This window comes from Pseudomonas lini (genome assembly GCF_030812475.1).
Lineage (GTDB): Bacteria > Pseudomonadota > Gammaproteobacteria > Pseudomonadales > Pseudomonadaceae > Aquipseudomonas > Aquipseudomonas lini_A.
Genome location: NZ_JAUSSR010000001.1, coordinates 779,621 through 802,872, shown reverse-complemented (window position 1 = coordinate 802,872; position 23,252 = coordinate 779,621). Strand labels below are relative to the sequence as shown.

The 23,252-nt window shown below is 60.2% G+C and carries 28 protein-coding genes and 2 pseudogenes; 16 read left to right on the top strand and 14 right to left on the bottom strand.

Annotation, left to right across the window (positions count from 1 at the left end; genetic code table 11):
* Nucleotides 1-20 precede the first annotated feature (20 nt).
* The gene (locus tag J2W17_RS03640) at nucleotides 21-2,201 is read right to left on the bottom strand and encodes a PQQ-dependent dehydrogenase, methanol/ethanol family (protein WP_307329300.1); all 2,181 of its coding nucleotides are present in this window, start codon (nucleotides 2,199-2,201) and stop codon (nucleotides 21-23) included.
* A gap of 240 nt (nucleotides 2,202-2,441) precedes the next feature.
* Here J2W17_RS03640 and J2W17_RS31240 point away from each other — a divergent pair.
* Nucleotides 2,442-2,985: pseudogene (locus tag J2W17_RS31240) on the top strand (TRAP transporter large permease subunit); the annotation flags it as partial.
* Between the two features lie 3 nt (nucleotides 2,986-2,988).
* On the opposite strand, the pseudogene J2W17_RS03630 reads toward J2W17_RS31240, so the two are convergent.
* The 4 genes and pseudogenes from J2W17_RS03630 to J2W17_RS03615 form a co-directional block, all read right to left on the bottom strand.
* Nucleotides 2,989-3,134: pseudogene (locus tag J2W17_RS03630) on the bottom strand (transposase); the annotation flags it as partial.
* A 39-nt stretch (nucleotides 3,135-3,173) separates the two neighbouring features.
* The gene (locus tag J2W17_RS03625) at nucleotides 3,174-3,503 is read right to left on the bottom strand and encodes a DUF6124 family protein (RefSeq protein WP_307329294.1); all 330 of its coding nucleotides are present in this window, start codon (nucleotides 3,501-3,503) and stop codon (nucleotides 3,174-3,176) included.
* Between the two features lie 389 nt (nucleotides 3,504-3,892).
* Nucleotides 3,893-5,221, bottom strand: coding sequence for an MFS transporter (locus tag J2W17_RS03620; protein ID WP_307329291.1), 1,329 nt, complete (start codon nucleotides 5,219-5,221; stop codon nucleotides 3,893-3,895).
* Nucleotides 5,222-5,293: 72 nt separating this feature from the next.
* Entirely contained in the window at nucleotides 5,294-5,617 is a 324-nt protein-coding gene (locus tag J2W17_RS03615) for a DUF6124 family protein (protein WP_307329289.1), read from the bottom strand.
* A gap of 442 nt (nucleotides 5,618-6,059) precedes the next feature.
* On the opposite strand from J2W17_RS03615, the gene J2W17_RS03610 reads away from it, so the two are divergent.
* The 3 genes from J2W17_RS03610 (at nucleotide 6,060) to J2W17_RS03600 (ending at nucleotide 7,256) form a co-directional block, all read left to right on the top strand.
* On the top strand, nucleotides 6,060-6,302 hold the full coding sequence (locus J2W17_RS03610) for a CopG family transcriptional regulator (RefSeq protein WP_307329473.1): 243 nt from the start codon (nucleotides 6,060-6,062) through the stop codon (nucleotides 6,300-6,302).
* A 103-nt stretch (nucleotides 6,303-6,405) separates the two neighbouring features.
* A complete protein-coding gene (locus tag J2W17_RS03605) occupies nucleotides 6,406-6,894 on the top strand; it encodes an HIT family protein (protein ID WP_307329286.1) in 489 nt (162 codons plus the stop codon).
* 47 nt (nucleotides 6,895-6,941) lie between these two features.
* Entirely contained in the window at nucleotides 6,942-7,256 is a 315-nt protein-coding gene (locus tag J2W17_RS03600; protein WP_064678699.1) for an NIPSNAP family protein, read from the top strand.
* A gap of 47 nt (nucleotides 7,257-7,303) precedes the next feature.
* Here the strand turns inward: J2W17_RS03600 and J2W17_RS03595 are convergent, their stop codons facing one another.
* The 3 genes from J2W17_RS03595 to J2W17_RS03585 are packed head-to-tail and all read right to left on the bottom strand — an operon-like array spanning nucleotide 7,304 to nucleotide 10,855.
* Nucleotides 7,304-8,536 carry a nucleoside permease gene (locus J2W17_RS03595; protein ID WP_307329281.1) on the bottom strand — a complete coding sequence of 411 codons (1,233 nt, stop codon included), beginning with the start codon at nucleotides 8,534-8,536 and terminating at the stop codon, nucleotides 7,304-7,306.
* A gap of 52 nt (nucleotides 8,537-8,588) precedes the next feature.
* Nucleotides 8,589-9,692, bottom strand: a complete 1,104-nt coding sequence (locus J2W17_RS03590) for a sugar phosphate isomerase/epimerase family protein (protein ID WP_307329277.1) — start codon at nucleotides 9,690-9,692, stop codon at nucleotides 8,589-8,591.
* Nucleotides 9,689-10,855: a Gfo/Idh/MocA family protein gene (locus J2W17_RS03585; protein ID WP_373459947.1), complete on the bottom strand. Its 1,167-nt coding sequence runs from the start codon at nucleotides 10,853-10,855 to the stop codon at nucleotides 9,689-9,691. Before J2W17_RS03585 ends, J2W17_RS03590 begins: the two co-directional genes overlap by 4 nt.
* 196 nt (nucleotides 10,856-11,051) lie before the next feature.
* Here J2W17_RS03585 and J2W17_RS03580 point away from each other — a divergent pair, with 196 nt between their 5' ends.
* On the top strand, nucleotides 11,052-12,059 hold the full coding sequence (locus J2W17_RS03580; RefSeq protein WP_307329274.1) for a LacI family DNA-binding transcriptional regulator: 1,008 nt from the start codon (nucleotides 11,052-11,054) through the stop codon (nucleotides 12,057-12,059).
* A gap of 1 nt (nucleotide 12,060) precedes the next feature.
* Here the strand turns inward: J2W17_RS03580 and J2W17_RS03575 are convergent, their stop codons facing one another.
* The 3 genes from J2W17_RS03575 to ggt form a co-directional block, all read right to left on the bottom strand.
* Complete coding sequence (locus J2W17_RS03575; protein ID WP_307329271.1) at nucleotides 12,061-12,519, bottom strand: GNAT family N-acetyltransferase; 459 nt, start codon at nucleotides 12,517-12,519, stop codon at nucleotides 12,061-12,063.
* Between the two features lie 228 nt (nucleotides 12,520-12,747).
* Entirely contained in the window at nucleotides 12,748-13,320 is a 573-nt protein-coding gene (locus J2W17_RS03570) for a cysteine hydrolase family protein (protein ID WP_307329268.1), read from the bottom strand.
* Between the two features lie 69 nt (nucleotides 13,321-13,389).
* Entirely contained in the window at nucleotides 13,390-15,117 is a 1,728-nt protein-coding gene (gene ggt, locus J2W17_RS03565; protein WP_307329265.1) for a gamma-glutamyltransferase, read from the bottom strand.
* 153 nt (nucleotides 15,118-15,270) lie between these two features.
* Here ggt and J2W17_RS03560 point away from each other — a divergent pair, with 153 nt between their 5' ends.
* Nucleotides 15,271-15,783 carry a methylated-DNA--[protein]-cysteine S-methyltransferase gene (locus J2W17_RS03560; protein WP_307329262.1) on the top strand — a complete coding sequence of 171 codons (513 nt, stop codon included), beginning with the start codon at nucleotides 15,271-15,273 and terminating at the stop codon, nucleotides 15,781-15,783.
* Between the two features lie 150 nt (nucleotides 15,784-15,933).
* Here the strand turns inward: J2W17_RS03560 and J2W17_RS03555 are convergent, their stop codons facing one another.
* Nucleotides 15,934-16,527, bottom strand: a complete 594-nt coding sequence (locus tag J2W17_RS03555; RefSeq protein ID WP_307329259.1) for an NUDIX domain-containing protein — start codon at nucleotides 16,525-16,527, stop codon at nucleotides 15,934-15,936.
* Between the two features lie 51 nt (nucleotides 16,528-16,578).
* Nucleotides 16,579-17,016, bottom strand: a complete 438-nt coding sequence (locus tag J2W17_RS03550) for a hemerythrin domain-containing protein (RefSeq protein ID WP_307329256.1) — start codon at nucleotides 17,014-17,016, stop codon at nucleotides 16,579-16,581.
* Between the two features lie 149 nt (nucleotides 17,017-17,165).
* On the opposite strand from J2W17_RS03550, the gene J2W17_RS03545 reads away from it, so the two are divergent.
* Nucleotides 17,166-17,588 carry a GNAT family N-acetyltransferase gene (locus tag J2W17_RS03545; RefSeq protein WP_307329253.1) on the top strand — a complete coding sequence of 141 codons (423 nt, stop codon included), beginning with the start codon at nucleotides 17,166-17,168 and terminating at the stop codon, nucleotides 17,586-17,588.
* 117 nt (nucleotides 17,589-17,705) lie between these two features.
* Here the strand turns inward: J2W17_RS03545 and J2W17_RS03540 are convergent, their stop codons facing one another.
* Nucleotides 17,706-18,056, bottom strand: coding sequence for a hypothetical protein (locus J2W17_RS03540; RefSeq protein ID WP_307329250.1), 351 nt, complete (start codon nucleotides 18,054-18,056; stop codon nucleotides 17,706-17,708).
* Between the two features lie 149 nt (nucleotides 18,057-18,205).
* On the opposite strand from J2W17_RS03540, the gene J2W17_RS03535 reads away from it, so the two are divergent.
* From J2W17_RS03535 to J2W17_RS03495, 9 genes are all read left to right on the top strand, one after another.
* Complete coding sequence (locus J2W17_RS03535) at nucleotides 18,206-18,454, top strand: hypothetical protein (protein WP_064678716.1); 249 nt, start codon at nucleotides 18,206-18,208, stop codon at nucleotides 18,452-18,454.
* A 20-nt stretch (nucleotides 18,455-18,474) separates the two neighbouring features.
* Nucleotides 18,475-18,804 (top strand): DUF6388 family protein, encoded by a 330-nt coding sequence (locus tag J2W17_RS03530; protein ID WP_307329246.1) that lies wholly within the window; start codon nucleotides 18,475-18,477, stop codon nucleotides 18,802-18,804.
* A 28-nt stretch (nucleotides 18,805-18,832) separates the two neighbouring features.
* Nucleotides 18,833-19,537: a YoaK family protein gene (locus J2W17_RS03525; protein ID WP_307329243.1), complete on the top strand. Its 705-nt coding sequence runs from the start codon at nucleotides 18,833-18,835 to the stop codon at nucleotides 19,535-19,537.
* Between the two features lie 224 nt (nucleotides 19,538-19,761).
* Nucleotides 19,762-20,154 (top strand): sulfurtransferase complex subunit TusD, encoded by a 393-nt coding sequence (gene tusD, locus J2W17_RS03520; RefSeq protein WP_307329467.1) that lies wholly within the window; start codon nucleotides 19,762-19,764, stop codon nucleotides 20,152-20,154.
* Between the two features lie 2 nt (nucleotides 20,155-20,156).
* A complete protein-coding gene (tusC, locus tag J2W17_RS03515) occupies nucleotides 20,157-20,519 on the top strand; it encodes a sulfurtransferase complex subunit TusC (protein WP_307329240.1) in 363 nt (120 codons plus the stop codon).
* Complete coding sequence (gene tusB, locus J2W17_RS03510) at nucleotides 20,519-20,812, top strand: sulfurtransferase complex subunit TusB (protein ID WP_307329236.1); 294 nt, start codon at nucleotides 20,519-20,521, stop codon at nucleotides 20,810-20,812. The genes tusC and tusB overlap by 1 nt, the downstream gene beginning before the upstream one ends.
* On the top strand, nucleotides 20,809-21,144 hold the full coding sequence (locus tag J2W17_RS03505) for a TusE/DsrC/DsvC family sulfur relay protein (RefSeq protein ID WP_307329231.1): 336 nt from the start codon (nucleotides 20,809-20,811) through the stop codon (nucleotides 21,142-21,144). The genes tusB and J2W17_RS03505 overlap by 4 nt, the downstream gene beginning before the upstream one ends.
* Nucleotides 21,141-22,142, top strand: coding sequence for a glycosyl transferase family protein (locus J2W17_RS03500; RefSeq protein WP_307329228.1), 1,002 nt, complete (start codon nucleotides 21,141-21,143; stop codon nucleotides 22,140-22,142). The genes J2W17_RS03505 and J2W17_RS03500 overlap by 4 nt, the downstream gene beginning before the upstream one ends.
* An 89-nt stretch (nucleotides 22,143-22,231) precedes the next feature.
* Entirely contained in the window at nucleotides 22,232-23,239 is a 1,008-nt protein-coding gene (locus J2W17_RS03495) for a glutathione S-transferase family protein (protein WP_307329225.1), read from the top strand.
* Nucleotides 23,240-23,252: the final 13 nt, after the last annotated feature.

The following is a 23,252-nucleotide window of genomic DNA, read 5'->3' as shown; positions in this document are numbered from 1 at the left end:
CGTCTCTCTCGTCGGGGGACTTATCGCTTGGCGTTGAACTGTTTCCAGGCCTCGCCTTCGTTTTGGAGGTCGTGGGAGCGCTTGATCAGGTACTGATGGATCTGGTCGACCTGCTCGGGGGTAAAGGCATTGGCAAACGACGGCATGCCATCGGGCACACGCCCCCCGAACAGGATGCCAAGGAACATCTGGTGCTTCTCGGCCGTCAATTTGCGCAGGTCCGGCAGCACACCGCCACTGACCGCATGGATGCCATGACATTGCGAGCAATAACCGTCGTAGAGCTTGGCGCCGGCCTCGATAGCTGCCGTGTCAGTGCTCAGGGCAGGCGGTTTCGGGGTGTCGGGACGCGGTGCCGGTTCCCGCAGCTTGGCGGTGCCGCCAATCTTGTAGGTCAGCACCTGGGAGAAAGGCTGGACCCCGGCCCGCAGCGACAGGGCCCCGGCAAAGGTCGAAAAGGCACCGCCCCAGCCGGCCATAAAGGTCACGTACTGCTCGCCGTCGACGCTGTAGGTGATCGGTGCGGCCATCACGCCACTGGCCGCAGGTTGCTCCCAGAGTTTATTGCCGGTGTCGGCGGCATAGGCGATAACGCGGCCATCGGCACTGCCTTCGAATACCAGATTACCGGCCGTGCTCAAGGTGCCACCGTTGAAGATCGTCACGTAGGGCACTTCCCAGACCCGCTCCTGTTTGACCGGATCCCAGGCGATCAGCTTGCCCGACCAGCCCTTGGCCATTTCCAGCAGGCCGTCGACATTCTCCGGCATCATTCCGGTACGCAGGCCCAACTGGTACATACTCTTGAACGGATTGCGCTTGGGCGCTTCGGGGATGTGCTCGTAGTAGGCCGACATGATATGGGCCGGGATATACACCAGCCCGGTGTTCGGGTTGTAGGACATCGGCTGCCAGTCATGAGCCCCCCAGAAAGCCGGCGTCACCAGCTTGCGCTTGCCGTCCTTCCAATACGCGGCGTTCTCGTCATCGAAGATCGGCCGGCCGGTCTTCATGTCCATGCCCTTTGTCCAGCTTTGCGGCACGATACCCTTGGCTGAAAGCAGCTCGCCGGTGGCGCGGTCGATCACATAGAAGAACCCGTTCTTCGGCGCCTGCATCAGCACCTTGCGTGGTTTACCGTTGATCGGCAGTTCGGCCAGGATCATATGCTGGGTGGCGGTGTAGTCCCACGCGTCGCCCGGGGTGGTCTGGTAGTGCCAGACGTATTCGCCGGTATCGGCATTGACCGCGACAATCGACGACAGGAACAGGTTGTCGCCCTTGGCCTGGCTGCGCCATTTCGGGTCCCAGAGCGAACCGTTGCCGACGCCGATATACAGCAGGTTCAGGTCCGGGTCGAAGGCAAACGAGTCCCAGGCCGTCCCGCCGCCGCCCTGCTCGACGAAGGCATCTCCGTGCCAGGTCTTGGCGGCGATTTCCATGCCCTTGCCTTCCGGCGGCAGCTTGGGATCACCCGGTACGGTATAGAAACGCCAGGCCTCTTTGCCCGTTTCGGCGTCATAGGCGGTGACATAGCCGCGCACACCAAACTCGGCGCCGCCATTGCCGATCACCACCTTGCCGTTGACCACCCGTGGCGCGCCGGTGATGGTGTAACTGCGCTTGTCGTCGGCTCGGGTATCGACCGACCAGGCGCGTTGACCGGTCTTGGCATCGATGGCCTCCAGCCGGCCGTCGAGCACCCCGACATAGACCTTGCCTTTCCACACCGCCACACCACGGTTGACCGCATCACAGCAGGCCTCGCCCGCGCGGTTGCGGTCCGACTGCGGGTCGTACTTCCAAATCAGCTTGCCGTCACGTGCATCCAGCGCATACACCACCGAGAACGGCCCGGTGGTGTACATCACACCATCGACCACAATCGGCGTGGCTTCCACACCGCGATCCAGATCAAGCTTGTAACTCCAGGCCAGACCCAGCTGGCCGACATTCTGGTCAGTGATCGCTTTCAGCGGGCTGTAGCGCTGCTCGTCGTAAGTGCGCCCGGTGCTCATCCAGTTGCCGGGTTCCTTGTCGGCGGCAATCAAGCGCTGGCTGTCGACATTGGCCGGCATATCCACGGCCAGGGCGCTGGTGGCGGCCAGGCTTAACAGCAAAGCACCCGCCAAGGATTTCAAAGGGATACCGGCGACGGTAGATCGAGCGCCGGAGAGGGAGGCATGGCCAATCTGTCTCATGGGGTCAGTCCTGTTCTTATTAGTGGCGCAGTCTTTTCGCTGCGCAACCATGACGGAGCAACGCTCATGCCAGGTTGTCTCAACAGGTCTGGCGCCCTTGGTTCGCGGGGTGTAGGGCGCAAGAAGCCTTGCCATCCGGTAACCCGTCATCGCTACAGGTGTTGCGCTTCTCGCGACACAGCGGGACAGGTGTTGCGCGAAAAAGGCTGAAAAAGCAAAACGCCACGCAAGGGCATCACCCTTGCCGTACCCAAGCTTTACTTGGCAGCGACCATTCCAGGGATTCTGCTCAGCTTGATGTTCGTGACAATGAACGTCCTGGCCTGCTTGATCCGCCCAGGACCGGGTGGCAAAAAGGAGCATTCAACCTGGGCGGAGCGACGAGCCAGCATTCCGGACCTGTTGCCGCCGCTGGCTATCTTCAGCCTGGTAGTCGGCGCGATTTAGCACGCTACTGGCCATCATCCTGTTCTACATCGTCCTGGGCTGCTTCATGGATACGCTGGCCATGTTGATCACCACAGCACCTCTGGTGGTACCGGTTATCGTGGCACTGGGTTTTGATCCGCTGTGGTTTGGAGTGATCCTCATCATCCTGTGCGAAATGGGTCAGATAACCCCGCCATTTGGGATGAATCTGTTCGTGGTGCAGAGCATCCGCAACAAAGGCAGCTTCCTCGACGTGGTGTACGGCGCCTTGCCTTTCTGTCTCGTATTGCTGCTGTTGATCGTTCTTTTGATCGTGTTTCCGCAGATCGCGCTTTGGCTGCCACAAGTTGTTTGAGTGCGGCTTGTTTTCGGACACCGCATTTCCTTCATACTGAGCTGCTTGCGCCAGCTGGACAATGACGTGTCGCTGACCCCTTCGCGCCGAGAAACCTCGGCATATATCAACCCGCTGGCCAGCCCCCTGTCCGGATAGAGGCCCTGCATTCCCACGCGGACGGGTCGACATGGGAACGATCAGGCGGGTCAATCCTGCGGATCGACGTTATCCAGTGCTCGATTTACCGTCAATTCGGCCAGCATGATGACCTGCTGAATGCCCAGCATCGTGTTGCGCTGCGACCCTTCCAGGAACCCGGCGAAATCACTGGCCATGACACTCGCCGAGGCCAGGGATTCACAGGCGTGGGCCAACAGGGTTTCGGTATTGATGTCGGGGGCGATGACGAACATCGTGCTGGGTTTGTGGGATGCGATCTTGGCTTGGTGAATGCGGGACTTGTAGGAATCGCCAGAAAGGTCGGCGGATTCACTTGAGGTTTTTGACTCTGGAGGACTGGGTGTCGATCTGATCATGATAAAACTCCTTGATCCATGGAGCCGTTACCCCATCGCTGCTAAACGAAAAAGGTGACGACTGTACGCGGGTTAGCAGACCAGGGATCAAGGAACCCGGCGCACCGAAGTGCCCCACGCACAGCCGCCATAACGCAGACCTGCCTCACAACGGAGGCGCGGACTGGCCAAGAGCGACACTGGCGTACCTTGATATTGACCGAGCTGCTAAACCCGATCGCTGATTTTTCAGCGACCCGCAGACGATAGAAGCCAGCCCCAAGGCGCACAAGCCGGCGGATTCTGTCTTAGGCGTAGGCATCTACGCAAGATGATGTAGCCTCCTGCCTACAACTCAGACAATTCCTACAACCGTCCTTTCAATCTGATTGTTCCCACGCTCTGGACTGCTAATTCACGCGAAATGATGGGCATCTTTGTTCGAACGCTTCAGGGTATTTCTCCAAGTAGGCATCATTGAGTTGCGTATCCTGGGACCGCATGAAAGTTTTGAAATCAGGTACTAGAAAGACCAGCAGGGACAACAGCAGCACCATGACACCTAGCAGCGTGACTGTTAGTGCGACTCCCAGATAGGCAATCAGGCTGTTCATCGCGAAACTGCCCAAGGGGCTGGCCGCCGCGGACAGAAATGAAACCGTGGCAAAAACCCGGTTGCGATGGAGCTTGGGCGTCGCCAGCAACCTGACAGCGGAGGTGGGGATGTTGATCAACATCAGGCCGACGCCGCCGCAGAAAAAGGCGACGGGTACGATGAAAGACGATGAAACGGTCCCGACCACCAACAGATTGCAACCCAGTAGTGCAAAACCTGCGGACACACACATGTCACGGGGGACTCGGTCGGATAACCAGCCGATGATCTTGTAACTGCCCACCAGAATGCCCAGCCCGAAGCTTGCATCCAGAAGGCCGATATAAGTAACCGGGTACTGGATGACGTCTTTTACGTATAGCGGGATCAGGATAGTGAAGAACGGAAACAGGGCAAAGTTGATCAGCATTGCAATGATGGCCAGGTAAAATTCTACTTTCACTCCGTAAACCACTTTGAAGCTGGAATAGATCATGCTGAAGCCACTGGCACCCGAGGTTTTTTCGTCTTCGCCAGTGACTCCGATGTGGCTCGGGATAGTCGCGATCAACAACCCGGCGATAAGAATCGCAAAAAAATCGGCAGCAAAGGCGAATGTGATACCGACCCCGTAAATCAACCCGCTGGCCAGTACCGGCCCCAACAGAATGGAAAAGGACGACATCACACTTTTGGTCCGAAAGGCCAGGGAGACTTTATCGTCGTTTGCAAACAAAGGAATGATCGACGCCTGGAGCGGGTCGCGCACGCCGACAATCGCACTGCTGATCATCATCAGCGCACCCACCGTCCAGGGGTTGAACAACCCCGTGGCGGACAGTACTACCATGAACAGCGCTGTTATCAAGCTGATCCATGAGGCGAGCTTGATGATCAGGATTTTGTTGTATTTGTCCCCCAGCCATCCCAGCAGAGGTTTCGATAACACCTCTGCCGCGATGGAACAGGCAACCATATTAGCAAAATAGAGCGCAGAGCCTGTTTCCTGCAAGGTCCACCAGGCCACCGCGAGTTGATTGCACCGTCCGCCCAGGACCATCAGCAAAAAGCTGAATTGCATTTTCAGCAGTCGCCGGTCGATGCCGGGAAAGCCCCACATAAAGCCTGGAAAATTTGCGCTCATTGATACCTTTGATCCGGATAGAGGGAATGCATTCCCACGCGAACGGCGTCGACATGGGAATGGTCAGGTGGGTCAATCCTGCGGATCGACGTTATCCAGTGCTCGATTCACCGCCAAATCGGCCAGCATGATGACCTGCTGGATGCCCAGCATCGTGTTGCGCTGTGATCCTTCCAGGAACGCGGCAAAATCACTGGCCATGACACTCGCCGAAGCCAGGGATTCACAAGCGTGGGCCAACAGGGCTTCGGTGCCAATGCCGGGTGCGATGACGAACATCGTGCTGGGTTTGTGCGGTGGAACGGCGTTTCTGAGGGGCTGGTGATTGTCACAAATTTTGGACGTGGATTGCGTTGCGGTTTCTGATTCAGGAGGGCTGGGTGTAGATCTGATCATGGTGAAACTCCTAGAGTGATGGAGCCGCCACAGTCGCTGCTAAACGAATAGAGGTGGCGGCCGTACGCGGGTTAGCAGACCAGGACTCTAGAACCCGGCGCACCGAAGTGCCCCACGCAAAGCCGCCATAACAGGAACCTGCAGGTAAAAAACCTGAGTATGAAATGGACGCTGTGTGCCTAGAGTGGAGCCGAGCTGCTAAACCCGATCGCTGATTTTCAGCGACCCGCAGACGATAAAAGCCAGCCCCAAGGCGCACAAGCCGGCGGATTCTGTCTTAGGCGTAGGCATCTACGCAAGACGATGTAGCCGCCTGCCTACAACTCAGAAAGTTCCTACAACCGTCCTTTCAACCTGATCGTTCCCACGCTTCGGCGTGCTAATTCACGTGAGCGCTTGACGGTGTAAGATGCCCAACAAAACGCTCACCATCGAGGCTGTCATGACAGGTAAATCCCTGCACCTGCCGGAAGACGGTTCGAACGCTCTCGCCGATCTGGCCAAGACGAATGGCCAAAGTGTGAGCGACCTGGCGATGGACGTTCCTCGCGACTCTATCGAGCATAAGAGAACGCTTACCGCACAGATCGAATTGGCGGTAGGGGAAGCCGATCAGGGTAAATTCGCCGCCGACGACCAGGTTGCGGCGATGCGCGCCCACCGCTGGAGCAGTAATGCGGGTTGAGTGGCTGGAAAAAGCCCTAAGAATCTGGAAGACGAAGTCAGCTAAATTGCCAAGACTTTCCTAACCGCTTCGTAAGAAACCGATCCACCATGGACACCCACACATGGAAGTAGCCCCCCGGTTCATCATTCATGAAACCGCCCACTGGATTCTCAATCACCACCTGTCGTCCGCCCTACCCGGCTATCTAATGCTCGGCTCAAGGACTCACGCCAACTCGCTGGCTGAACTACCCAACGGTGCGCTGGCAGAACTGGGAAGGCTGCTCACCAACGTTCAGAAAACCATTGAATCGCAGTTGAAACCGAAGTGGCTCTACATCAGTCGATTCGGCCATGACCCCGGTTACCCTATCCATTTCCACTTCATTCCGGTGTATCACTGGGTCGAAGATCTGTTCTGGAAAGATAAGAGATACAGGCTGCTGGAGACCTTCGCGACAAACGAAAACGCAACGTCGCTTACTGACGGCGCGGAATTGACCCTGTTCATCTGGCGCGAATTCGGGGAAAGCCCTGACCCACCGCCCATTCAAGGGCCTTCAACCGATCAAGTCATCGATCTGCTACGCAGGTCGTTCAGAGCAAGGTAGTTATATCGGGCCGAAAGCAGCCCCCCAACCAAGAGGGAGAAAAAAAAGTGGTCACTTGTTATCTCAGATACGTCCTGGATCCCTACCAGATCAAAGCATTCGAACACTACGCAACGCTATGGATTCCCCTGGTCGAAAAATTCGGAGGCCAGCACCACGGCTACTTCCTGCCCTCCGAGGGCGCCAATAACATTGCCTTGGCGATGTTCAGCTTTCCAAGCCTTTCGGCGTATGAGCAGTACCGGCAAGACTCCATGAACGATCCGGATTGCATGGCGGCGTTCAAATATGCGGAGGACACAAAATGCATCCTCAGCTACGAGCGGTCTTTTTTCCGGCCGGTGTTTGGCAAACAGGCGTAGTCGACAGCGGCATGGAAACGGGCGCCTTTCGTGCGCCCGTTCTGTCTTCAGCCATTCGATTGCACAGCCTGGGTCTGACGCCCATTGAACGCCAACGAAAAACAGAAAAAGATCGCCAACGCAAACCCCGCAGGGAACAGCCAGATACTCTTCCAATCGTGGCTGTCCGCCGACGCATAGTGATCGGTCACCTGCCCCGCCACCCAGAATCCAATGAGCATGCCCAGGCCATAAGTCGCCAGGGTGATCAGCCCTTGCGCCGAGCTTCTGAAACGCTCCGAGGCCTTGGCATCGGTGTAGATCTGCCCCGAGACAAAAAAGAAGTCATAACAGATGCCATGCAGGGCGATGCCGGTGAACAGCATGAAGGCCAGGTCGCCGTTGTTGCCATAGGCGAACAACAGGTAGCGCAAGGCCCAGGCCAGCATCCCCACCAGCAGCGCAAGCTTGATCCCGAAACGCTGGATGAACAACGGCAGGAGCAGCATGAACAGCACTTCGGACACCTGCCCGATGGCCATCTTCGCCGTGGGGTTGGTGACGCCGATTTCCGCCAGGAACGGGTTGGCATTCTGGTAATAAAACGCCAGGGGAATGCAGATCAGGATCGAGGCGATGAAGAACACCAGGTAACTGCGATCCTTGAGCAAACCCAAGGCATCCAGCCCGAGCATTTGCTTGAGGCCGCCGCTGCCCGGTTCACGCGGTAGCGGCGCGGTACGGGGCAAGGTGAAGCTGTAGAGGCCCAGCGCCAGGGAGGCGATGGCGGACATCAGGAAGGTGTTGCGCAAGCCGCCGGACGAGATCGCCTGTTGCGAGTCCCAGGCAAACACGAAGCTGATCACCACGCCCGCGACAATCCAGCCGATAGTGCCCCACACCCGGATGCGCGAGAACTCCAGCGCCGGGTCGCGCATCTGCCGGAAGGCCACCGAATTGACCAGGGCCAGGGTCGGCATGTAGATCATCATGTAGGCCAGTACGAACGGATAGAAGGTGCTGAAGTCGGCGGCTCGATAGAGCTGGAACAGCAGCACCGCGCCGACCAGATGCAGCACCGCGAGGATGCGTTCGGCATTGAAGTAGCGGTCGGCAATCAACCCGATGACGAATGGCGCGATGATTGCGCCCCAGGATTGCGTGGAGAACGCCATGCCGATCTGCCCGCCACTGGCCCCCAGGTTGCTGGAGAGGAAGGTGCCGAGGGTGACGAACCAGCCACCCCAGATAAAAAACTGCAGGAACATCATTGCGCTCAATCGCGCACTCATCGTGGTCATGAACTGTCACCTTGTTGTTTTTATTTTCGGGAAAGAATCGGCAAACAGGTTTTCAGGCGTCGGGCAACCCCAGCAGCCGTCGATTGAAACCCTCGTCGGACGTCACGCTGGCGAAGTCGTCGAAGGCCTTTCGGGTCTTGCTGATCATGTGCTCGCGGATGAACGCCGCCCCTTCTGCGGCGCCCTGCTCCGAGTCTTTCAGGCAGCATTCCCACTCCAGCACCGCCCAACCGGCAAAGTCGTACTGGGTCAGCTTGCTGAATATCGATTTGAAATCGATCTGGCCATCCCCCAGCGAACGGAACCGGCCCGGGCGATCCACCCAACCCTGGTAGCCGCCGTAGACGCCGGAACGGGCATCGGGGCGGAACTCGGCGTCCTTGACGTGGAACATGCGGATGCGCTCGTGATAGCGGTCGATGAACCCCAGGTAGTCCATTTGCTGTAACAGCAGGTGACTCGGGTCGTAGAGGATCGTGGCGCGCGGATGATGATCGACGGCCTCCAGGAAGCGCTCGAACGAGGCGCCGTCGTGCAGGTCCTCGCCGGGGTGGATTTCATAGCAGAGGTCGACGCCGGCCTCTTCGAAGCAATCGAGGATCGGCCGCCAGCGCCTGGCCAGTTCGGCAAAGCCTTGCTCGACCAGACCGCTCGGCCGTTGTGGCCATGGGTAGATGTAGGGCCACAACAGCGCTCCGGAGAAGGTCGCGTGGGCTTTCAATCCCAGGCGCTGGCTGGCGCGGGCGGCCAGTTTCAACTGGTCGATGGCCCATTCGGTGCGCGCCTGGGGCTGGCCGCGCAAATACACGGGGGCGAAGTCATCGAACAAGGCATCGAACGCCGGATGCACGGCCACCAGCTGGCCTTGCAGGTGAGTCGACAACTCACTGATCTCGACGCCTGCCTGGGCGCAGACGGCTTTCAACTCGTCGCAGTAGCTTTGACTTTCCGCGGCACGGGCCAGGTCGATGTATTGCGTGCCCAGGGTGGGTAGCTGAATGGCCTTGTAGCCTTGGGACGCCGCCCAGCGTGCAATATTGGCCAGGGTATCGAACGGCGCTTCGGCGGACATGAATTGCGCGAGGAAAATTCCCGGGCCGCGCAGGCCGGTCGGTGCTTGGGAGGTAGGGTTCACGGGTGGGTTCTCCGGGTTCATGGATGGCAGACCAGGGCGGTCCACTTCGCGTCGCCGCGATGGTTGGCGATCGCTGCTTCGATGAAGGCCATGCCGCGCAGCCCGACGTCGATCCCCGGCACGCCGGGGGCGTCGTGGCCTTCTACCTTGTTGCGGATCGCGCTGGCGAAGTCGCCGTAGAGGTTGGCCATGGCTTCCAGATAACCTTCGGGGTGCCCGGCGGGCAGCCGCATGCGCCTGGTCGCGGCGTCGCACAACCAGGGCTGGCCGACACCGGATCGCAGGATGCGCATCGGTTGATCGAGGGAGCGATGGATCAGGCTCGCCGGTTCTTCCTGGCGCCATTCCAGTCCGCCTTTGTCACCGTAGATACGGATCTTCAGCGGGTTCTCCTCACCGGCGCAGACCTGGCTGGCGATCAACACGCCGGTGGCGCCGGCCGCCATCTTGAACAGCATCGCCGCGTCATCGTCCAGTTGCCGCCCGGCGATGTGCACGCCCAGGGTCGCGCAGATCTGCTCGATGGGCTGATCCGCAACGAATTCGGCCAGGGAAAAGGCATGGGTGCCGATATCGCCGATGCAGCCGCCCAGCCCTGACTGCTCGGGCTGGTCGCGCCAGCCGGCCTGCTTGTTGCCCTGCCCGGCCACATCCCGGCTGAGCCAGCCCTGGGGGTATTCGACCATGACCTTGCGCACGGCGCCGATCACGCCGGTGCGCACCATCTTGCGGGCCTGCCAGACCATCGGATAACCCAGGTAGGTGTGCGCCAGCCCATACAGGCGGTCGCTGCTTTTCAGCACGGCCTTGAGCGCCAGCAGCTCGGACAGGTTGAGCGCAGCGGGTTTCTCGCTGAACACATGAAAACCCGCGCTCAGCGCCTGGCTGGCGATCGGGGCGTGCAAGTGATTGGGGGTGACGATGACCAGCAGCTCCATGCGCTGGTCCGCGGGCAGTGCGCGTTCGGCCTCCAGCATGTGCTGCCAGTCGTTGTAGCAGCGTGAGGCGGGCAAGCCCAAGGCTGCACCGCTCTCCTGATTGTTGCGCGCGTCTCGACTGAAGGCGCCGCACACCAGCTCAAAGTGTCCATCGAGGCCGGCAGCCTGGCGGTGGGCCTTGCCGATGAAGGCGCCCTCGCCGCCCCCGACGAAGCCCATGCGTATTTTTGTCGTTGCAACGTTCATCGCGAAATTCTCTGTCCGGGGGAGATTCAGACTCAGGATCGACTATGATGTAACCGGTTACATCATGCCGGAAATTTAAGCTCAGTTGCTTGAGGTGTCAAACCCGGATTAGCCATGAAGATCATTTCAACCCACGACCCGCCTGCGGTAAGCTCGCCGGCCGTGCTGACATTTGCCGTTTCGTAACGAGGTTGTCTTGTCCAATATCCGTGAAGTTGCCCGCCTGGCCGGCGTTTCGGTGGCGACCGTGTCCAGGACGCTGAAGTCGCCCGAACGCGTGCTCCCCGAAACCCGGGACAAGGTCAACGCGGCGGTGGAACAGGCCGGTTACCGGCCGAACCTGATGGCCGTGCAGTTTCGTTCGCGCCGAACCGGCAACCTGGTGATTCTGGTCCCGGCCATCGCCAACACGTTTTTCGCCCGGGTCATCAGCGGTGCCCAGCAGGCAGCACAAGCGGCCGGTTATCGCCTGCTGCTGTGCGACACCCAGGGCCGGGAGGAAGTCGAACGGGAATTCGCCGCGCTGGTGCACGCCCATCAGGCCGACGGCGTGATCCAGCTGCGCGCCTGCGACCCTTTCGAATCGCCCTCGCCCAACGGCGAGTCACCGCCCATGGTCAACGCCTGTGAAGTGATCCAGGGCGGGCGTCATCCCACCATCAGCCTGGATAACCGCGCCGCTGCCAAGGCCATGACCGAACACCTGATCGGTCTGGGTCACCGCCGCATCGGGCTGGTCAAAGGTCCGAAAAGCAGCCCGCTGACCCGCGACCGGGTGGCCGGCTATCACGATGCGCTGAGCGAGGCCGGAATTGCCTGCGACCCGGCGCTGGTCTGCCACGGCGACTTCACCTTGACCGCCGGTTTTGATGGGGCGGGCGCGCTGCTGGAACTGGCCGAGCGCCCTACTGCCCTGTTTTGCGAAAACGATGAAATGGCGATCGGTGCGTTGAAGCGCATCAAACAACAGGGGTTGCGAGTGCCTGAGGATATTTCCCTGGTAGGTTTCGATGACATTCCCTTCGCCGCCTACTGCGACCCGCCGTTGACGACCATTGCGCAACCCGCCGAAGTCTTTGGCCAGAAGGCGGTCGAGATGCTGATTGCTCTTATAGAGAAAAAACCAATCTTGCAGCGACATGTGGTGCTGCCATTCGAATTGACCCTGCGTGACAGCACTGCCGTGCTCGACAGCGACGCTTGATTCAGCCCTGCTTCATATCCAGGCAATAGGTGTAGTACCCCGTATCGCGCACATAACCCAGCGACTCATACAAGCGCTGCGCCCCGACGTTGTCCGTGGCCGTCTCCAGCACCAGGCCTTTGGCGCCCGTCAGCAACGCAAAGGTTCGGGCGGTGTTCATCAGCAAGGTACCGACGCCTCGACCACGGGCTGCCGGGGTTGTGAACAGGTCGCTGAGCAGCCAGGTGCGGTGCGCGTCGATGGAGGAGAACGTCGGGTACAACTGGACGAATCCCAGCGCATCGCCGTTGGCATCCTGGACGAAGAAGATTGTCGACTCGTCCCGGGCGAGGCGTTCGGCGATGAAGTTGCGCGACTGGGTGAGGTTCGATGGCTGGCCGTAGAAACCGCGATAGGCGTCGAAAAGGCTGGCGATTTTGTCGAGGTGGGAGGGGTCGGCGCGCAGGGCCTGGAGTGGCATGTTGATCGTCTCCTTGCGGATTGATTGATCAGCGGGAAAGGGAAATGTAGATCAAAAGATCGCGGCGTGCGGCAGCTCGTAGAAGCAAGCTCGCTTGTGAATTGAAGGGGTGGAGCTGGACACCGGTCAGTCACTGCCGCCGGCAATGAATTGGGAGGCACCGCGATTGCGGGCAAGGCGCCCCAAGTGAAGCACGCACTGATTGAACGCGTTCAGCGTTGCCCTGATTCAGTGCATTCCTGACCGGGCCGATCGGGATTTTCGGTTCCTGATGCGTATGTCCCTGGTCGGGATCACATCGATCCGCGACACCGGGCTGCTCAGGCGTGCAAGGCGGGTATTGTGCTCGGCGATGATGTCATCGGCGGCCATGTTGTCAGTGTCGACGGTGGAATGGGCGTCGGCGGCGAGCACCACGTCATAACCCAGTTTCAGGGCCTGGCGCACGGTGGCATTGACGCAATAGTCGGTTTGCAGGCCGCAGATGATCACGCGCTCGACGTCCCACTGTTGCAGAATCTGCAGCAGACGGGTCTGGTAAAAAGAATCCCGGGTGGTTTTTCGTACACGCAGATCTTCGGGTGAGGTTTCCAGGTCCTCGGCCAGCTGCCAGCCTTCGCCACCCTGCTGCAGCAGGCTGCCCTTTTCCTCATGTTGAATCAGGATGACCGGAATGCCTGCTACGCGTGCCCTGGCACTCAGGCCGTTGATGAGATCGATGACGCGTTTGATCTCGAAGCATTCGTACTCGCCGACGCACAGCAAATGTTGGACGTCGATGATCAGCAGTGCAGTGGTCATGGTGACTTCCTTCAACTCTCAGTGGTTCAGGGGACGGAAATACAGGTCCGTCCCCTTTTAAAACGACCTTCAGTAACCGAGCGACAACCCGGTATTACGTCGTGGATCGTTCGCCCCGTAGAAGCGGTTCTTGCCCACCGGCTTGCCCTCCAGCGAAGGCGCGCCGACCAGGATCGCCGCCAGGTGGTTGGGGTCCTGGGGACCGGCAAACTTGTGGCCCCAGCTTTCCAGCATCTTCACCGTATCCGGGCTGGTGGTGAAGGTTTCCAGGTTGGTCTCTTCCGGCAACCATTGCTGGTGGAAACGCGGGGCGTCGACCGCTTCCTGGATGTTCATGCCGTAGTCGATCACATTGAGCATGGTCAGCAGGGTCGCGGTGATGATGCGGCTGCCGCCGGGGGTGCCGACGACCATCACCACCTTGCCGTCCTTGGTGACGATGGTCGGGCTCATGGACGACAGCGGTGCCTTGCCGGGCGCGATGGCGTTGGCCTCCCCTTGCACCAGGCCGTACATGTTCGGCACGCCGATCTTCGAGGTGAAGTCGTCCATTTCGTCATTGAGGATGACCCCGGTCTTGCTGGCCATGACGCCGGCACCGAACCAGTCGTTGAGGGTGTAGGTGACCGATACCGCGTTGCCCCATTTGTCGACGATGGAGTAATGGGTGGTGTTGCTGCCTTCGTGGGGCGCTACCCCGGGTTTGAGCTCGCGGGATACGCCGGCCTTTTGCGGGTCGATGGCGTCGCGGATTTTGGTCGCGTAGTTTTTATCCAGCAGGTGGGCGATCGGGTTTTTCACGAAATCCGGGTCGCCCAGGTAGCTGTTGCGATCCACGTAGGCATGACGCATCGCTTCGATCTGGTAGTGCATGCCCTGGGCCGAGTGGTAGCCCAGGTCTTTCATCGGATAGCCTTCGAGGATGTTCAGGATTTCGCAGATCACCACCCCGCCGGAGCTGGGCGGTGGCGCCGACACCACGTGGTAGCCGCGGTAATCGCATTCGATCGGCGCCAGTTCGCGGGTCTTGTACTTGTCGAGGTCGGCCTGGGCAATGATGCCCTTGTTGGCCTGGCTGGAGGTGACGATGGCGTCGGCGACCCAGCCTTTGTAGAAACCGTCGGCACCCTTCTCGGAGATTTCCCGCAGGGTCTTGCCCAGGTCCTTCTGCACCAGTTTTTGCCCGACCTGCATCGGCTCGCCATTGCTCAGGAAGATCGAGCCGGAATCCTTCATGTCCTTCTTGAACACGTCGGTTGCGTATTCCAGCAATTCGACATCGCCCTGCTCCAGGACAAAACCGTCTTCGGCGAGCTTGATCGCCGGGGCGATCACTTCCTTGCGCGGTTTGGTGCCGTACTTCTGCAGGGCCAGTTCCATGCCGGACACGGTGCCCGGCACTCCGACGGCCAGGTGGCCACGGGTGCTGAGGTCCGGGACGACGTTGCCCTCCTTGTCGAGGTACATGTCGGCGGTGGCCGCCAGCGGCGCCTTTTCGCGGAAATCGAGGAAGGTCTTGCGCCCGTCCGCCAATTGAATGGTCATGAAACCACCGCCGCCCAGGTTGCCCGCCGCGGGGTACACCACCGCCAGCGCATACCCTACCGCGACGGCGGCATCGACGGCATTGCCACCGTTCTTGAGCACATCGACGCCCACATGGCTGGCCAGATGCTGGGCGGTGACCACCATGCCGTTTTCGGCCGCGACCGGGGCCACGGAGGCGGCGTGGGCCATCAGGCAGCTCAGCGCCAACGAGGTCGCAATGAGCGATTTGGCAAAAGGTTCGAACTTCATGAGTCGGTCTCTTTTTGTTTTTTTGGCTCTGTAAAAAAAACAGAGGAAACGGTCAGGAACAGTAGGCAAGTATGGCTGGGATTGCGTATTGCGCCTCCCCGTCGAGGCAGTATGCTTGGCGCCTTATTTGGCACTTCTGTGGGGTCTGCCTGCATGACGTACACCTGCACGACCATGGCGTCGCCGGTTGGCGAGCTGAAGCTGGTGGCGAACGGCGCGCGACTGGCGGCCATCCTCTGGGAAAACGACAGGCCGAACCGGGTGCTGCTGGGGCCGATGAGCGAAGATCCGGCCAATCCGATCCTGGTGCGCACCGCACAACAGCTGAAGGAATACTTCGCCGGCACCCGCAATCGTTTCGAGCTGGAGCTGGATTTTGTCGGGACCGAATTTCAAAAGAAGGTCTGGGCGGCGCTGTTGACCATTCCGTTCGGCGAGACGCGCAGCTATAGCCAGATTGCCGAGCAGATCGGTAATCCAAGTGCGGTTCGGGCGGTAGGTGCGGCGAATGGCAGGAATCCGATATCGATTGTGGCGCCCTGTCATCGGGTGATTGGAGCGTCGGGGAAACTGACGGGGTTCGCCGGTGGGCTTGAGGCCAAGGAGTGGTTATTGGCGCTTGAGGGCGGGCAATGGGGCAGAACCGGGCGCCTGGAAGGCTTTTGATTTCGTGCAGGAGCCAAGCTTGCTGGTGAAGGCGGCTTTGAGCCTTGTATTGCCTGTGACGACGCCTTCGCCGGCAAGCCGGCTCCTACAGGGGTTGCCGTTTTCCACAAACTATCGGCACACCGGTGATCGTGCAGGAGCCGGCGCATGTTAAATCGCGGTGAAGATGTTTTTCATCGCCGCATACTGCAACAGCATGATGGTCTTCGCATCGCAGATTTCACCGCGATCGAACGCTGTCAGTGCATCCGCGAATGACCACTCCAGCACTTCAAGTTCCTCGGTCTCCTCCTCCAGTCCGCCGCCCTCACCGACTTTCGATGAAGCATCGTATTCGGCGATGAAGAAGTGCAGCTTTTCAGTCACCGAGCCCGGGCTCATGTACGCCTCGAACACCTTCTGCACATGGTGCACGCGATAGCCGGTTTCCTCTTCCGCTTCATCGCGGATGCGTTCTTCAGGCGCCGCGCCTTCAAGCAACCCGGCCGCCACTTCGATCAGCAGCCCATCGTGGCCATTGACGAACACCGGCAGGCGGAACTGCCGGGTCAGCACCACGGTTTTGCGTTCACGGTTGAACAGCAGGATCGCCGCGCCATTGCCACGGTCGTAGACCTCGCGGGTCTGGCGTTGCCATTCGCCGTTGTTGCGGTGGTAATCGAAGGTGATTTTCTTCAGCAGGTACCAGTCGTGGGACAACACCTTGGATTCGATGATGTTGACCCGCTCGGCTGTGTTCGACATGCAACCTGTCCCTTGTTCGTCAAAAGGCGCCCATGTTAGACGAAAACGCCCTCAGACAAGCTGGGCCTTGTACTCTTTCAGATACTGCCCCGCCAGCGTCTCTTTCTGCTGGTCGTCGAGCAACTTGCCGGCCTGCTGGAAGAACTTCTGCTCTTCTTCCTTCAGGTGGTGATGAACCTTTTCAGAAAGCTTCTTCGCGGTTGCCAGCCAGGCCGGGCTGGACATCTCGGTCTCGTCGAGCGTCTCCATCATTTCGTCCATCTCGTGATGTTCGGAGATCGCATGGCGGCTGAGGTCGACACCGTTGTCGAATTCCATCAGCGGGATGTAGAAATGCCGCTCTTCCGCGGTTTCGTGGGCCTGGAGTTCGGACTTGAGCTGCCTGTAGGCCTCGACCCGTTCCGGGGTATCGCCGCTGGTCTGGATCAGCGCGTCGGCGTAGCTGCGTTGGCGGTCGTGGCTTTCACGCAAGGCTTCAAAAATATTCACGGGTTGTCCTCATGGGCTGCGCTCTGGATGACGCTGTCTAGGCTAGACATCTGCTTGCGAACGAGGGTTCCACCCGGGGACTGGAACAACGCCCTTGTACCGCGATAGGCTTGGGAATGTTGTCCGCCCCAGCCATAAGGAAATAGCGCATGAAACTGCGAATCGAACAGTCGCAAAACCCCACGGATGAAGAACGCCAGGCTATTCTATTGCCGTTACGTGCCTATAACGCCGAAAAGGCCGGGGTCTCGACGCCGGAGCCCATTGCCTTGCTGGTGCGCGATGAAAGCGGCGATATCCTCGGTGGACTCTACGGTCGAGTGTTTTACCTATGGTTGTACATCGACCTGCTGTCGGTACCGGAACAGGGCCGCAGACAGGGCATCGGTTCGAAGCTGATGCAGATGGCCGAAGACCTGGCGCGGGAGAAGGACTGCCTCGGGGTCTGGCTCGACACCTTCGACTTCCAGGCGCCGGCGTTCTACAGGAAGCTGGGTTACAGCGAGTTGGGGCAGATCGCTGACTACCCGCCTGGGCACACGCGCTTTTTCTTTCAGAAGCGCCTCGCATAGCCCTTGCAGGAGCCGGCTTGCTGGCGAAGGCGGTGTGTCAGGCGACGTTGATGTCGCCGGTGATGGCCTCTTCGCTGGCAAGCCAGCTCCTACAAGGGATGTGCGTTGGCCGTGAGGTCAGAGGCAGGTCGCCAGCGCGGCCAGCCGGCGCTTGGCGACAAAGTCATCCTTCTGCGCGTAGTAGTTCAACTGCGTTCCTGAGGCATCGGTGGTCACATCGACAAAGGCTTCCGCCGAGCGCGTGTAGACCGTGGACCCGCCCTTCTTGCCCGGCTGCAGATACGCACTGGCATCGACCCCGAACACCGCCTCGTCCTGCCAGGAAAACTGCACGCACTGGGCGACGACTTTTTCCGGCTTGTTCGAGGTCAGGGTCTTGTACGGGGTTCCAGTGCGGGCATCGTTCATCGCCGAGCCTGCACAGCCGGCCAGCAAGGATACGGCCAGCGCCACCATCAGAATTCGCATTGCGTTCGCTCATCAATAAAAAGCGGACTGTATCACCGCGGCACGGCGTATCGTTCTGCTTTACTTCATTTATACCGCGACACCGGGTGCCGATTCGCGCACCCTGTCGCGCCATTAACGCTGCATCGCGCCTTTTTCTGGAACGACCCATGACACCCAACGCCGAATACTACAAACCGACCGCTGAATACGCCGACAAGCTGATCAGCCAGATCGGGCAGACGCCTTCCTGGATCGCCAAGCGCATTGGCGTCACCGACAAGCGGATTCGTTACATCCTCGATGGCGAACGTACCGTCAAAGGTGAGACCACGCCGATCCAGATGACCTATCCCGAGCAGTTTGCCCTCGAGTGCCTGGCCGCTGCGGCTAAAGCCAGCAAGAAGCAGTCTGCGTAATCCATTTTCAAGGAGCGACCATGGCGGCAAGCGAACAGCAACACGAGCAGGCGCTGAAGAAGTTTCTCTATGAGCGTCCTGAACTGCGCATCGAACTCGACAACCTCAACCCGCTGCTGGCCCAGGCCAAGGGCGAGACCCAGGCGCAGTACCGTGACGAGCGCCTGCATGAAGCCTTCGAGGCCGAAGCCGAGCGTCTCGGGCTGTTTGCCTGGGAACTGACGTTGCAACTGACCGCCGCCTCGGAAGCGGACTATCAGGCGCAACGCATGGAAGTGCACAAGGAAGTAGCCGAGATGGCCGGTATGGACTGGCGGGAGTATTGCGAGTTATATGGATTGAGCAAGTGACCCTCGCCGCGCAAGGATTTATCTAACGATGTTGCCTTCGTCCTCCAGCACCCACGCCAGTCCGGGCCATCTGCATGTCCAGAAATGGCGCGGGCGCATCGGGCTGTCGCTGGTGGCCGCACTCTCGGTACTGGCCGGGATGACCGATGCCATCGGCTTCATGGCCAGCGGCGATTTCGTTTCGTTCATGAGCGGCAACACCACCCGTCTCGCCGTGGCCATCAGCGACGGCGACATGGGCCTGACCCTGCGCCTGACGATCCTCGTGGCCACCTTCATCATCGGCAACGCCCTGGGCATCGTCGTCAGCCGTCTTGGCGGCCGGCGGGCCCTGCCCTTGCTGCTGTGCATCGCCACCCTGCTCTGCGGTGCCGCTGCCTGGCCCTATGAGGAACAACTGCCGGCGTTGCTGGCGGCGATCATCGCCATGGGCATGCTCAATGCCGCCGTGGAGGAAGTGAATGGCCTGCCGGTCGGCCTGACCTATGTCACCGGCGCCCTGTCGCGCTTCGGCCGCGGCCTGGGGCGCTGGATGCTCGGCGAACGGCGCAACGGCTGGCGGGTGCAGTTGATTCCCTGGGCCGGGATGTTTGCCGGCGCGGTGCTGGGTGCGGTGCTGGAGCATCATCTGGGGCTCAGGGCGTTGTTTGTCAGCGGGTTGCTGGCGGGCGGGATCGGGTTGCTGTCGTTGAAGATTCCGCGGCGGTGGCAGTTGGGGTATATGCCGCGCTGATCGGGTGATTACCTGCAGTATTAATGTTGTCTGGCAGGCCGCTTTCGCTGGCAAGCCAGCTCCTACAGGGGTTCGGTGGGGGATTTCAGTGGTATGTACGACACAAATCCCCTGTAGGAGCTGGCTTGCCAGCGAAGGCGGCGACTCGGTTTTCAGGTAAACGCCCTTCGCCGCCCCAACGATAAAGCTTTATCATGACCGCAGTTCCGCTGATCGAGTCCGTCATGAAGTTCGCCATCGCGCTGTTTTCCGCCGCCCATGCGCCCTCCTCGCGCCGCGCCTTGCTGTTCGCCCAGGCCGCGCTGGCCGGCGGGCATGAGATTGTCCGACTGTTTTTCTATCAGGACGGCGTATATAACGCCTCCGGTAGCCTGGTCACGCCGCAGGATGAGCTGGATTTGCCCAGGCAATGGCGCTCCTTCGTCACCGAGCATCGACTGGACGGCGTCGTCTGTATCGCCGCCGCCCTGCGCCGTGGCGTGTTGAACGCAGAAGAAGCCGGGCGTTACCAGCGCGAAGCGGTTGCCGTGGCCGCGCCGTGGGAATTGTCCGGGCTGGGGCAGTTGCATGACGCAGTGCAGGACGCTGACCGCCTGATCTGTTTCGGAGGCGCGTGAAAATGCCCAGATCCTTGCTGATTATCAGCCGTCAGTCGCCCTGGTCCGGGCCGAGTGCGCGCGAAGCGCTGGACGTGGTGCTGGCCGGTGGCGCTTTCGATTTGCCTGTGGGCCTGCTGTTCCTCGATGATGGCGTGTTCCAGCTCGCCGCGAAACAGGACGCCAGGGCCCTGCAACAGAAAGACCTGAGCGCCAACCTGCAGGCGCTGCCGATGTTCGGCGTCGAAGACCTGTTCGTCTGTGGCGACAGCGCTGCCGAGCGCGGCCTGGACCCGAAGGTTTTGTCCCTCGAAGAAGCCCAGGTGCTGAGCGCTGGCGAAATCACCGCGCTTATCGACCGTTACGACCAGGTGATCACCCTCTGATGTCGACTTTACATGTGTTGTCCCATTCCCCTTTCGGCGACGATCGACTGAACAGCTGCCTGCGCGTGATCGGCGCCGAGGATGCGCTGCTGCTGTCCGGCGACGCGGCCTATGCCTTGCAACCGGGTACCGCGCCGTTCGATACCCTGGGTACCCGCGGCCTGAAACTGTTTGTGCTGGCCGAAGACGCCCAGGCTCGCAACCTGCCAACGCCGGACTGGGCCGAGGCCATCGACTACCCGGCCTTCGTCGCCCTGTCGATCCACTACGACAAGGTCAACAGTTGGCTATGAAAGTCCTGACCGTGGGCGCCCGCGCCATCGAGCTGGACAAGGATGGTTTCCTGGTCGAACTGAGCGACTGGTCCTCTGAGGTCGCCAGCGCCCTCGCCGCCGCCGAAGACATCGAGTTGAGTCCCGAACATTGGGAGATCCTCGAATTGCTGCGCAGTTTCTACAGCGAATTCCAGCTGTCCCCCGCCACGCGCCCGCTGATCAAGTACACCGCATTGAAACTCGGCACGGACAAAGGCAACAGCCTGCACCTGAACCGATTGTTCAAAGGCACCCCTGCCAAACTCGCCGCGAAACTGGCGGGCCTGCCCAAACCGACGAATTGCTTATGACCGACTATCCTGCGCTGACCCTCGAAACACCCGCCGAGCACCCGTTCGCCCAGTTCGTGCGCATCCTCGGCAAAGGCAAACGCGGCGCCCGCGACCTGACCCGGGTCGAAGCACGTGAAGCCATGGGCATGGTGCTCGACGACAAGGTCGAGGACACCCAACTCGGCGCTTTCCTGATGCTGCTGCGGCACAAGGAAGAAAGCGCCGAGGAGATGGCGGGGTTCACCGAAGCCTTGCGTGAACGCTTGCAGGCACCGGCATTGAATGTCGATCTGGACTGGCCGACCTATGCCGGCAAGAAACGCCATCTGCCGTGGTACCTGCTGGCGGCCAAGTGCCTGGCGCAGAACGGTGTGCGGATCTTCATGCACGGCGGCGGCGCGCACACGGCGGGACGGCTGTATAGCGAACAGCTGCTCGAAACCGTGCAGATCCCGCTGTGCCGCAACTGGCAGCAGGTCGGCGCGGCCCTGGATCAGGGCGGCCTGGCGTTCATGCCGCTGGTGGATTGGGCGCCGCAACTGCAGCGAATGATCGATCTGCGCAACACCCTGGGCCTGCGTTCGCCGATCCATTCCCTGGCACGGATCCTCAATCCATTGGGCGCTCGCTGTGGCCTGCAGAGCATTTTTCACCCCGGCTACCAAGCGGTGCATCGCGACGCCAGCGGCTTGCTCGGCGACACCGCGATCGTGGTGAAAGGCGATGGCGGCGAGATCGAGATCAACCCGGACGCCGACAGTCACTTGTACGGCACCACCGGTGGCGAGAGCTGGGACGAAGAATGGCCGCAACGCTCAGCCCAGCGCCACGTCAAACCGGCCAGCCTCGATCCCGAGCATTTGAAAGCCGTCTGGCGCGGCGACGTGGTCGACAGCTACCCACAAATGGCGCTGATCTCGACCATGGCCCTGGCCTTGCGCGGCCTCGGCCAGAGCCGCGAACACGCCTTCGACACCGCCCAGCAGTATTGGGACGCGCGGGATAGATCGATTTAACCGATCATAACTGCCCAACCTTTGCGCTATTTGTTCGAACCTATACGAATAGACTCCTCTCCAACGCTTATTGGTCGAGGAGTCTGAAAATGGGTTTATTAGTCGAAGGCCGCTGGCACGACCAGTGGTACGAAAGCAGCAAGGACGGCGCGTTTCAGCGTGAACAGGCGCAGCGCCGCAACTGGGTGACCGCCGACGGTCAGCCAGGCCCGAGCGGTGTCGGCGGCTTTGCGGCCGAGCCGGGGCGCTATCATCTTTATGTGTCCCTCGCCTGTCCGTGGGCCCATCGCACGCTGATCCTGCGCAAACTCAAAGGCCTGGAAAGCCTGATCGATGTGTCCGTGGTCAGCTGGCTGATGCTGGAGAACGGCTGGACCTTCGACCAGAACCTGGGCTCCACGGGCGACAAGCTCGATCACTTCCAGTTCATGCACCAGCGCTACACGGCCGACACCGCCGACTACACCGGCCGCGTCACCGTGCCGGTACTCTGGGACAAACAACAGAACCGTATCGTCAATAATGAATCGGCGGAGATTATCCGCATGTTCAACAGCGCTTTCGATGACTTGACCGGCAATGATCTGGACCTTTATCCGGCACCGTTGCGCAGTGAGATCGATGGGTTGAACGAGCGGATTTATCCGGCGGTGAACAACGGCGTGTATCGTGCCGGCTTCGCCACCTCGCAGAAGGCCTATGAAGAGGCGTTCGATGAGTTGTTTGCCGAGCTGGATTGGCTGGAGCAGTTACTGGGCGCCAACCGTTATCTGAGCGGCGAGTACCTGACGGAAGCCGACATTCGGTTGTTTACCACGATGATTCGCTTCGACGCGGTGTATTACGGGCACTTCAAGTGCAATCTGCGGCGGATAGCGGACTACCCGAATCTGTCGAACTGGCTGCGGGAGATTTATCAGTGGCCGGGGATTGCTGAAACGGTGAGTTTCGAGCACATCAAGCACCACTATTATGGCAGTCACAAGACCATCAATCCGACCGGGATTGTGCCGAAGGGGCCAGTGCAGGATTTCACGGCGGCGCATGATCGGGGGCGGTTGAGCGGGAAAGGGGTTTGGCGCAAAGCTGCGGTCTGATCTGAAGTTTGGG